Here is a 14,027-nt window from a genome sequence, read left to right on the forward strand (position 1 = left end):
CATGAAAAAACAAACGGCTGCGCTTCTTGCCGGATTAGTCGTCATCAGTGCCATGACGGCAGTCTCGGCGGCTTCTGACAGAAACCTTCATACCGCCAAGAAACCAAGCATCCAAACAGGCATCGACCGCCTGCTGAAAGATTATAAACAGGAACTGAAGGGAAAAAGGGTCGGGCTGATCACCAACCCGACCGGTGTGAACAATTCATTGAAAAGCAGCGTTGACGTGCTGTATGAGGCACCAGACATCCAATTGACGGCATTATTCGGACCGGAGCACGGTGTCCGCGGCGATGCTCAGGCCGGAGACAAAGTCACATCCTATATAGACGAAAAAACAGGGCTTCCCGTCTACAGCCTGTACGGGGAAACGAGGAAACCGACGCCTGACATGCTGAAAGATACAGATGTGCTGATTTTCGATATTCAGGATGTCGGAACGCGATACTACACCTACATTTATACAATGGCCTATGCCATGGAAGCGGCCAAAGAAAAAGGCATTCCTTTTTATGTCTTGGACCGGCCGAATCCGCAAGGCGGACGAAATCCGGACGGTCCGGTTCTTGAACCGGATTACGCTTCATTTGTCGGACTGTATCCGATCCCGCTGAAGCACGGCATGACGATCGGTGAGCTTGCTCTTTTATTCAATAAAGAGTTTCATATTGGCGCCGACCTCACCGTCGTAAAAATGAAGCGCTGGAAGCGGACGATGACGATTGAAGATACCGGCCTGCCGTTCGTCCTCCCTTCGCCTAATATCCCGACCCCGGACAGCATATTCGCATATTCGGCGACAGGACTAATCGAAGGCACAAACGTATCCGAAGGAAGGGGCACGACAAAGCCGTTTGAACTGATCGGCGCGCCTTATATGAAAAGCACCGAGCTCGAAGAACGCCTGAACAGTCTCAAGCTTCCGGGCGTCACCTTCAGAGCCGCATCATTTATCCCCAGCTTCTCCAAGCACCAGGGCAAGCTGTGCCACGGCGTACAAGTCTACGTAACAAACAGAAACACATTTGAAGCGGCAAAAACAGGGCTCTCCATTCTGAAAACCATGCATGACTTATATCCGAATGACTTTTCGTTCTTGCCGACAGGCTCTTTTGACAAGCTGATCGGTAACGGCTGGGTACGCAAAAAAATAGAAAAAGGCGCTTCCATTGAAGACATCACCGGCACATATCAACGCCGGCTGGACCAATTCAAAACTCTAAGAAAACAATACCTCATATACTGACAAAATTCGTGTTACACGTGTAACATTTTGACGCATTTCACATTTCCGCTTTTTATAGGAAAACATTCATTTATTTGGTACAATTTCATTGATAACAGTTATCATTTAAATGAATGTTTCCTAAAAGGTGGTTTCTCATGAAAAACACATTATTCTTTCAGCCCATTGATATCATCTCCGTAAAAAAAACAGCCGACCTTCTGTCAGAGCATCAGCTCACTGATTCTCCCGTATTGATCTTTCATGTGAAAGGCGAGGGACAAATTGATATCGGAACAGACAGCTTTCCGCTGCAGAAGGAAACGCTCTACATCTGTCCTTGTGATGAGACATTCAATATTGCCCCTATATCGTCAGGCGGCATCCATTTGTATATCGTCAGACTCCGTGTTTTCTCCTACTCATCAGATGATGAAGCGATGCTTCCGGATAACGGGGAAGACATCTTCCACGGACTTCAGCAAATGAATTTACAAACGATTGATCATTTGACAAGCCGGCTTCAGTCACTTTCTGAAAACGTGCGATCGGCGGATGCATTGCAGAAAATGAAATATACAGCCGACTTTCAGCAGCTGATGTACGACCTTTATGCCGCAAAAGTATGCCATCAAAATAATACAAAAGCGGCGATCGAACAGACAAAACAATTCATACATGCTCAGTCCGACACAAAAATCACGCTCACCCAGCTCGCTCATATGGCGGGAATCAGTCCCAAGCACTACAGTGAAACCTTTAAAAAACTATACGGGCAGAGCGTAACTGAATATATCACAGACATCCGCATAACCAATGCGAAAAAACTGATGGCCAAGGCAAACTGCAAACTGCGGGATATCGCTCATCAAATCGGCTACCAGGACGAATTTTATTTCAGCCGCATCTTTAAAAAACATACCGGCAGCTCACCTACAAGCTATATGAAAAAAAGGCGCACAAAAATGGCCGCGTACGGAAAAGAAACGATGGGACATCTGATTCCTCTGCATCACGTGCCTTACGCTGCGGCGCTGCACCCGAAATGGACGGCCTATTATTACAAACAATTCTCTTCCGATATTCCGGTTCACCTGAGTGCTTACCGTTATAATGCAAATTGGGAAGAGAACCTGCAAACGCTGTCCCAAGCTGCCCCGGACATCATTTTCAGTCTTGATTCTGTCAGTGAAGAAGAAAAACAGCGCCTGAATGACATCACTGACGTTTTTTACCTTCCGGCTCAAGAGAATTGGAGAGACCAGTTTCTTCGCACAGCCGCATATTTGAATGAAGAGCAGGAAGCGCGGCACTGGCTTAAAGCTTATCAAAGTCTCGCCCATTCAGCGAAAGATGCTCTTAAACACGTGCGGCATCAGCGGTTCTTATTTGTCCGTGTATATAAAGAAAATATGTACATCGCCCATAACAACAGTATTGAGGATGTCTTCTTCGGTGATTTAGGCTTTGCCTCCGCAAAACCGGAATCTTTTGCTCCTGACGAAAAGATTTCCTTGGAAATGCTGGCGGATTGCCAAGCTGACTGCATCATGCTTTTCACTTGTAAAGAACCGGAAACGCTTCGTTATTTTCAGCGGATTCAGCAGACCGGGATATGGCAGAACCTTAGAGCCGTCAGCAATAAACGCGTGTTTCCCATTTCATCTGACCCGTGGATTGAATATTCTCCAAGCGGACATCAGCGGATGATCGAACAAAGCGTTTCCATTTTTTCCGAAGATCGTCCATGATAATACCGGAAATTATCCATGGTCTTATCCCTGTTCCTTCTCTATAATTCCAATTGATAATAATTATCAATTGAACAGGAGGAACAATAGATGAAGAAATTGGCATTCGCTTTCATGATTTTGCTTTTGGCTTTCACGGCCGCGGCTTGCGGAAGCTCAGAAACATCTGATACAGCAAGTAAAGGAAAGGACGCTTCTTCAGATAAAAAGAAAATCGAATATCTCGGAAAAACATATGAAGTCAAAGCGCCGACTGACAAAATCGCCATTACAGGCAGCATAGAATCAATGGAAGACGCCAAATTGCTTGACGTTCATCCGGCAGGAGCAATTTCTTTCTCCGGCAAATTCCCGGAACTGTTTAAAGATATTACAGATAAATCCGTATCAACGGGAGAAAAAATGCAGCCGAATATGGAAAAAATTCTTGAGCTGCAGCCGGACGTCATTCTGGCATCAACCAAATTCCCGGAAAAAACGTTGAAAAAATTGAGCGGCACCGCTGAAACGATCCCTGTCTCTCATATCTCATCAAACTGGAAAGAAAACATGATGCTGCTCGCCCAGCTTACAGATAAAGAGAAAAAAGCGAAAAAAATCATCGCAGATTACGAACAGGACCTGAAAAAGACAAAAACAAAGATCAACAGCAAAGCGAAACAGTCAAACTCGCTGGTCATCAGAATCAGACAAGGCAATATTTATATTTATCCTGAACAAGTATATTTCAACTCCACGCTTTACGGTGATTTAGGCCTGAAGGCGCCGGACGAAGTCAAAGCGGCGAAAGCGCAGGAACTGATTTCTCTTGAAAAATTAAGCGAAATGAACCCTGACCATATCTTCGTACAATTCTCTGATGACGAAAACGCAGATAAGCCGGACGCTTTGAAAGACTTAGAGAAAAATCCGATCTGGAAGAGCCTGAAGGCAGTCAAAAAAGACCATGTATACGTCAATACGATTGATCCATTAGCCCAAGGCGGAACCGCATGGAGTAAAATCAGCTTCTTACAGGTTGCGGCTGACAAATTGACTCAAGACTAATAAAGAGTAGGTTTTTCACATGTATGCAAAACGGCGGACACACATTATTATCATTGCTTCACCGATTGCCATTGTTCTGTCACTGCTGCTTTCCGTTTTATACGGCGCAAAGCAGCTTGACTTCCATACCGTGTTCTCCGCATTGCTGCACTTTAATCCGGAGAATACCGACCATCAGATCATATGGCATTCAAGAATCCCGAGGGCTGCCGGCGCTATGTTTATCGGCGCCGCCCTTGCTGTTTCCGGAGCGCTCATGCAGGGAATCACACGGAACTATCTGGCCTCGCCTTCGATCATGGGTGTGTCGGACGGCTCCGCTTTTATCATCACCCTTTGCATGGTATTGCTCCCTCAATCGACATCCATTGAAATGATCATATACTCGTTTATCGGTTCCGCATTCGGCGCCGCTCTTGTTTTCGGGCTGGCCTCCATTCTTCCCGGCGGTTTTACCCCGGTGCAGCTTGCCATTATCGGAACGGTGACCAGTATGCTTCTCAGCAGTCTGTCGGCTGCGCTTTCGATTTATTTTCAAATTTCGCAGGATCTCAGTTTTTGGTACAGTGCGAGACTGCATCAAATGAACCCTGATTTTTTGAAACTGGCCGTCCCGTTTTTTGCGATCGGAATCATCACGGCCATGATTCTCAGCAAAAAGGTCACTGCCGTATCATTAGGAGACGACATTTCAAAAAGTCTGGGACAGCAGAAAAGAACCATCAAACTCATGGCGATGGCGGCCGTTGTCATATTGACCGGAAGCTCGGTGGCACTCGCCGGAAAAATTGCCTTTGTCGGTTTGGTCGTTCCGCACATCACACGTTTTCTCGTCGGATCGGACTACAGCAGGCTGATCCCATGCGCGTGCATCATCGGCGGCGTCTTCCTGACCCTTTGCGACCTTGCCAGCCGATTCATCAATTATCCGTTTGAGACGCCTATTGAAGTTGTCACTTCTATCATCGGTGTTCCTTTCTTTCTTTATTTGATTAAAAGAAAAGGAGGGGATCAGCGTGGTGCGTAAAATGGCCGGAATTTATATCATTCTGATTGCTCTCATATTGTTCGTAAGCTATTTCAGCATGACAAGCGGTTCTTTTTCCGCAAAGCCGGGTGAACTGCTCAGTACGCTTTTCCGCATCCATCCGAATCCGCAATATGACATTTTGCTGTTTCAGCTGAGGCTGCCTCGCATTGTCATGGCTGCTGCCATCGGGCTCGGATTGGGGATAGCCGGAGCCGTTATTCAGGCCATTACCAAAAACGGGCTTGCCGATCCCGGTATTTTGGGCATTAATGCCGGAGCCGGAGCCGGAATCGTCGCGTTTATGCTTCTGTTTCAGGGACAATCTGAAGCGACGGCACTTGCCTCTGCGATGGGTATGCCTGTCTTCGGCCTCATCGGAGGATTGATGGCGGCCGTGCTGATCTATATTTTCGCCTGGCACCGGGGGCATCTGGAATCGGGCAGAATTATTCTCGTCGGGATCGCCATGAATTCCGGATTCAGCGCGCTGTCTTTATTTCTTTCATTAAAAATGGACCCGCAGGATTATGAGATGGCGATGGTTTGGAAAAACGGCAGCATCTGGTCGGCAAACTGGATGACCATTACGGCGATCCTTCCGTGGCTGATCTTGTTCATTCCTCTTCTTATGGCGAAAACGTCATTGCTGGATACCATTCGTTTCGATGAGGACACGGTGAAAAGTCTCGGTGTTTCAACCAATAAAGAAAAAACGATTTTACTCATTGCCTGCATCGCTTTGATCAGCGCATGTGTAACCGCAGCGGGCAGCATGGCATTTGTCGGGCTGATCGCGCCCCATATTTCCCGCAGGCTCGCCGGGATTGAGCACAGATACTCATTACCGGTCAGCGGATTGGTCGGTATGCTCCTTGTCATATCCGCCGACTTTGCGGGCAAATTATTCTTTCAGCCTTCAGAAGTGCCGGCGGGAATTATTCTTGCGATTCTCGGCGTTCCTTATTTCTTTTTTCTTCTGTTTAAGCAAAAGAAGGGGCTGGATGCATGAGGGGCACCCTTACAGCACACCGGATAAACGGAAAGGAATGCACTGTGTATCTTCCTCCCTCCTATTCGGTTCAAACAGGGGCTTTACCCTGTGTGTACGTACTGGACGGGGGTTCTTTGTTTTTAGAACAGATGGATAAGCTTGAATCCCAATTTGCGAACGGAACACTTCCCGAATTGATTTTTGCCGGCATCAAACCGGCTGACAGGCTCGATGAGTACACACCGTGGCCCGCGCCTTCCCTGAGCCCTGCGTTTCATGATTTCGGCGGCAAAGGGAGGCTCTTTCTCGAGGAGCTGACAGATGCCATCATTCCAACTGTAGAAGATATGCATCACATTTCTGCACATCCGGAAACAAGAGGCCTGATCGGCGCGTCATTAGGCGGACTGTTTTCGGTGTACGCGATGTTACAGAAGCCTGAAATATTCGGCAGAATCGGCTGTATTTCCGGTTCCTTCTGGTATGAAAAATCAGCAGATTATGTCCGCTCCGCATCTTTGAGTCCGGCACGGCGGCGTATCTATATGTCTGTCGGCAGCCGCGAAGCTGAGCAAAAAAGCAACATCCAAAACACCATGATCCGACAAAATAAAGACGTGCATGAAAGCCTGAGGCAAAAAGGCTTTTCTCAATCTCAGCTCTCATTCACTGTTGAAGAAGGCGCCGTGCACCATCAAGAAGCATTCAAACGACAATTCAATGCAGCACTAAGCTGGCTGTACGGAAAAAACCGCTCACGTAGCTGAGCGGTTTTTTTCATAATTCATCACGACCGGCTTAAGTTCAAAGCGTCTCAGCAAATAGCCGAACAAAGCGGCAAGGATTTGCTGAAAGAGCATCCCGATGACGACCGGAACCGCCACTTGAGACGGAAAGAAAGACACGGCGAGAACGGCTCCGGCGCTGATATTGCGCATGCCCCCTGTATAAATCAGAGACACGATTTCATCCTGGCTCCGCTTCATCAGTCTTCCGATCAGCCAAGCCACGGCATAACCCGTCATGGCAATAAAAAATACCATGCCTGCGATGCCCGCAAATTTGATATCCACGTGCGTGACATATGGCGCGATTTCCGAACTGTTAATGGCAATGACAATCATCAGACAGATTTTTGAAAAAGGAGACAGCGACCGGCTTATCGCCTGAGTCCTTACCGGCGGGGAAAACTGGTTGACCATCATCCCTGCGATGGACGGAATCACCACCATCTCCGCCAGCCCTTTCATCATTCCCCACACATCCATCTGAACATTCGCCCCGGCCAGGACAGACAGGCTTAACGGTACGATAAAAGGAGAAAGCACGGTATCAACCAGGATAATAGACAGCGTCAATCCGACATTTCCCTTATACATCGCAGCCCAAATCAAACTCGTAATTCCGGTCGGAATCACCACACCCATAATCAGCCCCGTCACAGTTAAAGGGTCACCGCTGAAAATCAGATGGCCGCTTCCCCATGCAAAAACAGGCATGAAAATATGCAGAACAAACAATGCCATGATCATCGGGAGCGGCTTCTCGATACTGCGCTTCAGCGATTGAAAATTGGCACTCAGACTGCCCGTAAATGTAATAAATGCAAATATCCACGGCACAGCGCCGGCCATCCAGCTGATATGCTGAGATAACAGCACACCCGCCGCCACACTTGACGGAGTCAAAAGCGGCATGATTCTCCCCAACACTTGGTTCAACTTCTGTAGCCACATCATATGCAAGTCTCCTATATACGGTTTTCAAATCTCATTCATTATAACAATGCAAACCCACAAATTTAACCGAAAAAAAGCCCGGATATATTCATCCGGACTTCACAAATTCTATGCCATTTGTTTCATTAAATCTCGGCTTTTCTGATTTAATCCCTTTAATTCAGCCTCAATTCCGTATTCTTTACATTTGGCGACAATTTTCTCAAGAGCCGCCGCTCCCGAATCATCCCACACGTGGGCATCGGTCAAATCAATGACAATCCGTTTCACGTCTTCATCATAAACGATGGCATTCATCAGTTCAGACACGGAAGCAAAAAAGATTTGTCCCGTTACCTTATATGTTCTGACATCTTTCTGTTCGGAATGTGACACAATCTTCAGCTTAGAAATTTTAGCCGTAAAAAAGATCGCGCTTAGCAGCACACCCGCGAAGACACCCTTTGATAAATCATTTGTCAGGACGACCGTCACGACGGTAATAACCATAACGATCGAATCAGTAAGGGGCGCTTTCCGCAAACCTTTAATCGATGACCAGTCGAACGTGCCGATGGACACCATAACCATCACGGCCACCAGCGCAGCCATCGGAATTTTCACGACGATACCGCTTAATACGGCAATTAAAAACATTAAAAACGCTCCGGCCGTAAAAGCCGATAACCGGCCGCGTCCGCCGGCTTTCGTATTAATGACAGACTGGCCGATCATGGCGCATCCGGCCATGCCTCCGAAAAATCCGTTCACAATATTGGCGATGCCTTGTCCGCGGCTTTCTTTGTTCTTATCACTATCCGTATCCGTCATTTCATCAATGATCTGGGCTGTCAGCAATGACTCGAGCAATCCGACGAATGCAAGCGCCAGAGAATACGGGAAAATAATCCGCAATGTCTCAAACGTCCACGGAACATCCGGTATCAAGAAATGCGGAAGTGAACTTGTAATCCCGCCCATATCACCGACCGTGCGGACATCCGCATGGAAGACCACCGCAATGATCGTCATGACAATAATCGCCACCAGCGGAGACGGCACAGCCGTCGTAACCTTCGGCAATAGATATATGATAGCCAGTGATCCGGCAAGCATGGCGTACATGACCCATGAAGCTCCTTTGAACTGCGGCAGCTGCGCAGAAAAAATCAAGATCGCCAAAGCATTCACAAATCCGATCATGACCGAACGCGGAATAAATTTCATCAATTTCGCTATCTTACTGACACCAAGAATAAATTGAATAATACCTGTCAAAATGGTTGCCGCAAACAAATACTGCAGCCCGTAATCAGCCACCAATGTCACCATGACAACCGCCATCGAACCCGTAGCGGCTGAAATCATTCCCGGTCTGCCGCCGAAGATAGAAATAATAATCGCGATACAAAATGATGCATAAAGGCCGACCATCGGATCGACACCTGCAATAATTGAAAATCCGATCGCCTCAGGGATCAGAGCGAGAGCAACCAGAATACCGGCCAGAATGTCTTTACGGACATTCCCGAACCATTGCTGCTGTAACGTATAATCTTTCAAATGATAACGACTCCTTTTCACTATAAAAATCCGCACCCTATCAGTTGGAAACATTGATTTTCATCTGTGGAATATGAGGCAAGCTTACGGGGAAAAAGAGGACACGCTCAGAGTATAATGTCGTTGAGGAAAGGAATTGTTAACAAAGAGTATCATATTAAATTTTAAAGAAATGTGCAAGACCGTATAAAAATAAGAAAAGAAAACGGCTCTCACTGGAGCCGTTTCCGCTTTTATAAAAGTTCCGGATCAGACACAAGAATCGTTTTTATTGCGCTGATATCCTTTCTTTCTTTTGTCACCGGGTCGATGCCCATGAGATGATCAATGGCTTCTTCATAATTCTTCAGTTCCGTCTTTTCCGTAATAAAATCATAGAGCTGCGGAAGGTCGGACGCGCATGCTAACGCGGCCTCCATGATCTGGCGGGCTTCACCTGTGCCCACAATCGTCACGCCATTTGACAGCAGCTGGTACGGCCTGACCGTCATCTCATACGTATCATCAAAGCCCATCGGCACGATTCTGCCTCCCTTTTCAATAAAAGGATAAGCCCAATCAAGCTGGTTGCCGATCGCGTCAAAAATCACATCAAATTTTCTTCCTTGATTAATCCATTTCACTTCATCCACGGTTAATGCTTCAGGGTGGTAGACATAATCCGATATCCGGCTCGCCGCCTCGCTTCGGAAACTGCCTATTTCAGTCGCAACCGTCAATCGCGCCATTTTTTTCACCATCATTTGCACAAGCAGTCCGATCGGTCCCGACCCCAAAACCAAGACAGAGTCCTCCGGCTGAATCGAAGCCTTGTCCACAACATTCAGCACACAGGAGAGAGGCTCAACCAATGTGGCCCGCTCCCATTCCATTGAATCCGGAATTCTGTACATGAACCTGTCTTCCCCCACGTAATATTCCGCAAACGTTCCGTGCGCCCCGATTCCGAGCTGCCAATCCTCGAAGGTTTCGCAATAACACGTCAGCCCTCTCCGGCAATAATGACATTTCCCGCAAAACTGCGTAGGATCTATCACGACGCGGTCTCCGACTTTTACATTTGTCACGTCCGGTCCGATTTCCACGACCGCTCCCACCGATTCATGCCCCATAATCATATGATGGGTCGCATTCATTTTTCCTTTCAGCACATTTAAGTCCGTTCCGCAGATACCGGTGCCGAAAATTTTCACTTTCACATCATTGGATTTCCGAATTTGAGGCTCGTCCACCTCTTGATATTCAAGCTTATCATTAGGAGTCCAGACCAACGCCTTCATATTTCTCTTCCTTTCTGCCCCAGCGGATTTGGTCTAACAATGTTTGATGAAGCTCCTTCGTTGATGCCGCAATACATGATTGCTGATTCTGATAACTTAAATCTGTCAGAAGCGTTTCGTCCAAAGACCGGCCGTACGCATCCGTAATGACCACTCCCGCCTTCTTCGCCAAAAAGACGCTTGCGGCAATATCATAAGGAAACAAATGCAGCACCTGCCCGTTCCCGACCTGCTGAAAATCTGAAAGCAGCTTCGGATCATCTTTCAACAGACGATTACCGATATCCACATAAGCATCCATCTGCCCCGTGATAATTCGTGAAATCGAATAAGAAGCGCTGTTGAAAACAAAAACCCCGCCATTATTGGCCGACTGGTCAATCAGATGTCCGTATGCGTCCGTCATCAGCTGCGCCGGATGCCCGTTAAATTCAAGGCTCCAAAACATATTTTTAATATCCCGCACTCCGCTCAAATTCGGCAATTCTCCATGATACCCTTCAAAATGAATCGCATCGCTGTATATATCACCGTACATATAAGCGCCTGATTTCAATTCAAGTAAAAAAGCAAATTCGATATCCTTAATCTTTGCGTTTGGCTTATACGAAGCAAGCGCAATCGAAATACACGACATTTCAAGCCCCGCGGCGGCCGGGCGCGTTCCGTCTATCGGATCTACAATTAAAATATATTGCGGATCTTCTCCAATCAGCTTCAGGCCGCCATCCTCCGTGTAAAAAGCAACCGGATGGCCCTTTTCTTGAATATAATCCAGCACCGCCTCCTCAGCAGCGGCGTCTATGTTAAATTGGGCGTCGCCTCCCGGAGAATAGCCGTTTACAAGCCGGTTTTTCAGCGTGCCTTTTTGATTTTTCACCTTTTGATAAACAAATTGTCCAAGCCCAATGATATAGTCTCTCACTTGATTTCCTCCAATAGCTTGCGAAGTCTGTAGCAGAGCACTTCGGCTTCACTAAGTGTAATGGTTAAAGGCGGACGGATTTTAAATACATTTCCGAATCCGTAACGGGATGTCCGGAGAATCAGCCCGTAATCCATTGCCCGTTTAGCAATATAATTGGTCAGCTCCACATCCGGTTCATTGTTCTCTTTAACAATCTCCACACCGATCATAAGACCGACGCCTCTTACCTCAGAAATAAAAGCGAAATCCTCTTTCATCGTTTCTAAGCGATCCATAATATAATGACCGACTGTCGTTACATTTTCCAAAAATCCCGGGCGCTGCATAATATCTATGGTTTTACACGCGGCAGCGGCGGCCATCACATTTGAGCCGTACGTGAAGGAGTGCGTATACCCCGGAAGCCCGGTATACTTGTCCTCCGTCAGAGTGGCGGCGACTTGGAAGCCTGTGCCCCCGAGCCCTTTTGCTACCGTCATCATATTAGGTTTCACATCGAAGTGGTCCGCGGCAAACATTTTACCCGTCCGTCCGAACCCGGTCTGAATTTCATCAAAAATCAGGGCGATATCATGTTCATCACAAAGCTTTCTCAGCTGTTTAAAATACTCTTTAGGCGGAACGACGTTTCCACCGTTTCCGGATATCGGTTCAATAATCATGGCGGCAATCTTTCCATTGCTCGCATACTCAATAAAATCATTAATTCTTTCTACGCACAGCATACCGCATGAATCAGGTTTCTGATTATAAAAACAGCGGCTGCAATACGGATCGGGGACTTGCAGGCCAAAAGAAATTTGCGGCGGGAAAGGTTCTTTTCTGAATGAGTTGCCGGACAAAGCGGAAGTCATATACGTTTGTCCGAGGTGGCTTCGAAATAAGGAGATGACATCGGTTTTTCCGGAGTAATACTGAGCCATTTTAATAGCTCCTTCATTTGCACCGGAACCGCTGCTGACTTTAGGGTGTACTTTTGTGAGATTATCGGGGGCGATTTCTACTAGTTTTTCTGCCAGTTTATTTACGGCGTCTGTTTGAAAAGATGATGTCACATGGATCAGCTTATCGGCTTGTTCTTTAACCGTATCAATGACTTCTTTGTTACCGTATCCTAAATTCAAGTTAAATGTGGCAGAAGCGCAATCAATGTACTCATTTCCCTCTTGATCGTACAGGTAAATCCCTTCTCCGCGCTCCATTACTACATCGTCAACACTGTAATACAAGCTGTCTGGATTCGTGATTTCCTTCGTTCCCACAAATACCACCCCTATGAAATTATTAGAATTTCGCTTTTTATCGTATAAATTATTGAAAATAATGTCAACGTTCTTTCTTGTAAAAAATGTTAACAATTTGTTAACGTTACCATAAGGGATGTACGAGAAAAAGTTATGTGATATAGTAACAATACTTGGATTTTTTGTAAAATCATCATGTCATATGAGTAGAGAGAAATATTATTTTACCAATAAGGAGATAAAATGATGAAAACTCGTCTGCTGTGGATAAGCTGTTTTTCTTATGGATCGATTGCTTTTACACTTGTTATTCTGGGAGCCGTACTGCCTGAGTTACTCACACATTATTTACAAAGCTACAGTAATGGCGGAGTATTGGTATTCTCTCAGTTCATGGGCTTTCTCATCGGTGTCATCGGAATGCCATACATGGTGAAAAAGCTTGGGCGCAAAAACGTCGTTATCTTTGGCCTGGCACTCATCAGCTGTGAAATGTTCATCACCTTCCTGCCGCCCTGGCCGCTGCTCTTTTTTCTCGTCAGCATCGCAGGGCTTGGCGCCGGACTGGTGGAATCCTGCGTAGGCACGATCATCCTCACCGCTATTAAAGAAAGACAGGCTGTGGCCATGAGCAAGATGGAAGTGGCCTACGGATTAGGTGCGCTGTTCATGCCTCTGCTCTCAGGCTTTCTTATCAACAACCACATGTGGACAATTGCTTTTTTAGTATTAGGGTTATCCAGTTTTGCACTTCTAATCGCATGGAAGCAGATGAGTTTCGGCAGTATTGATCAGCTTCTCATCCGCAAAGAGGTCTCTTCTGCTGACACTCAAAAAGAAAGCACCGGTTATCGGTCACACGGATTGCTGTTTATTGCCTTGGCGGGTGCTTACTTCTTCTTTTACGGCGGCAGTGAAGTTTCCATTGTACATTTTATCCCCTCCATCTTCGCTGAGAAATGGGATATCCCCAACTCTTTGGCAACAATAACAGTTACAGTGTATTGGACGGGTATGATCATCGGAAGGTTATTAACAGGCCCGGTATCAGAAAAGCTGACATATCACCGTTATCTCCGTCTCATAAGCATTGGCGGTCTGGCAGCACTTACCGTATTAGCATTAAGTAAAAACGTATGGTTCGGTTTTGCCCTTTGCTTCTTTTTAGGACTGTTCATGGCAGGCATGTTTGCAATAGCCCTAATCATCACGAATCATTTTTATCCCGGAAAGACAGAAACAACTACCAG

The 14,027-nt window shown here is 46.6% G+C and carries 12 protein-coding genes (1 of these 12 only partly in view); 7 read left to right on the forward strand and 5 right to left on the reverse strand.

From position 1 onward, the window contains the following. Nucleotide 1: 1 nt before the first annotated feature. The 6 genes from OVA33_RS03450 (at nt 2) to OVA33_RS03475 (ending at nt 6,811) form a co-directional block, all read left to right on the forward strand. A complete protein-coding gene (locus tag OVA33_RS03450) occupies nt 2–1,246 on the forward strand; it encodes an exo-beta-N-acetylmuramidase NamZ family protein (RefSeq protein ID WP_017419292.1) in 1,245 nt (414 codons plus the stop codon). 137 nt (nt 1,247–1,383) lie between these two features. Continuing rightward, nucleotides 1,384–2,976, forward strand: a complete 1,593-nt coding sequence (btr, locus tag OVA33_RS03455) for a bacillibactin transport transcriptional regulator Btr (RefSeq protein ID WP_017419291.1) — start codon at nt 1,384–1,386, stop codon at nt 2,974–2,976. 90 nt (nt 2,977–3,066) lie between these two features. Then, on the forward strand, nt 3,067–4,023 hold the full coding sequence (locus tag OVA33_RS03460) for an ABC transporter substrate-binding protein (protein ID WP_128974169.1): 957 nt from the start codon (nt 3,067–3,069) through the stop codon (nt 4,021–4,023). Nucleotides 4,024–4,042: 19 nt separating this feature from the next. After that, entirely contained in the window at nt 4,043–5,050 is a 1,008-nt protein-coding gene (locus tag OVA33_RS03465) for a FecCD family ABC transporter permease (RefSeq protein WP_007609051.1), read from the forward strand. A 1-nt stretch (nt 5,051) separates the two neighbouring features. Next, entirely contained in the window at nt 5,052–6,062 is a 1,011-nt protein-coding gene (feuC, locus tag OVA33_RS03470; protein WP_014720650.1) for an iron ABC transporter permease FeuC, read from the forward strand. Next, the gene (locus tag OVA33_RS03475; RefSeq protein ID WP_025650383.1) at nt 6,059–6,811 is read left to right on the forward strand and encodes an alpha/beta hydrolase; all 753 of its coding nucleotides are present in this window, start codon (nt 6,059–6,061) and stop codon (nt 6,809–6,811) included. Before feuC ends, OVA33_RS03475 begins: the two co-directional genes overlap by 4 nt. Here OVA33_RS03475 and OVA33_RS03480 read toward each other — a convergent pair. The 5 genes from OVA33_RS03480 to OVA33_RS03500 all read right to left on the reverse strand — a co-directional run bounded on the left by OVA33_RS03480 (nt 6,800) and on the right by OVA33_RS03500 (nt 12,795). After that, complete coding sequence (locus OVA33_RS03480) at nt 6,800–7,741, reverse strand: bile acid:sodium symporter family protein (RefSeq protein WP_106067958.1); 942 nt, start codon at nt 7,739–7,741, stop codon at nt 6,800–6,802. The two genes, OVA33_RS03475 and OVA33_RS03480, sit on opposite strands and share 12 nt — an antisense overlap. Before the next feature lie 150 nt (nt 7,742–7,891). After that, nucleotides 7,892–9,325 (reverse strand): SulP family inorganic anion transporter, encoded by a 1,434-nt coding sequence (locus OVA33_RS03485; RefSeq protein WP_014720647.1) that lies wholly within the window; start codon nt 9,323–9,325, stop codon nt 7,892–7,894. Between the two features lie 233 nt (nt 9,326–9,558). Further along, nucleotides 9,559–10,605: a zinc-dependent alcohol dehydrogenase gene (locus OVA33_RS03490; protein WP_025650385.1), complete on the reverse strand. Its 1,047-nt coding sequence runs from the start codon at nt 10,603–10,605 to the stop codon at nt 9,559–9,561. Beyond that, on the reverse strand, nt 10,580–11,530 hold the full coding sequence (locus OVA33_RS03495; RefSeq protein ID WP_014416764.1) for an inositol monophosphatase family protein: 951 nt from the start codon (nt 11,528–11,530) through the stop codon (nt 10,580–10,582). The genes OVA33_RS03490 and OVA33_RS03495 overlap by 26 nt, the downstream gene beginning before the upstream one ends. Further along, nucleotides 11,527–12,795 carry an aspartate aminotransferase family protein gene (locus OVA33_RS03500; protein ID WP_007408029.1) on the reverse strand — a complete coding sequence of 423 codons (1,269 nt, stop codon included), beginning with the start codon at nt 12,793–12,795 and terminating at the stop codon, nt 11,527–11,529. The genes OVA33_RS03495 and OVA33_RS03500 overlap by 4 nt, the downstream gene beginning before the upstream one ends. 228 nt (nt 12,796–13,023) lie before the next feature. Here OVA33_RS03500 and OVA33_RS03505 point away from each other — a divergent pair, with 228 nt between their 5' ends. After that, on the forward strand, nt 13,024–14,027 hold the 5' portion of the coding sequence (locus OVA33_RS03505; RefSeq protein WP_025650387.1) for an MFS transporter. Its footprint extends 208 nt past the window's final position; 1,004 of the gene's 1,212 nt are visible here — the first part of the coding sequence; its start codon is at nt 13,024–13,026; its stop codon lies off the right edge, out of view.

The sequence above is a fragment of the Bacillus sp. KICET-1 genome (genome assembly GCF_027721405.1).
Taxonomy (GTDB): domain Bacteria; phylum Bacillota; class Bacilli; order Bacillales; family Bacillaceae; genus Bacillus; species Bacillus velezensis.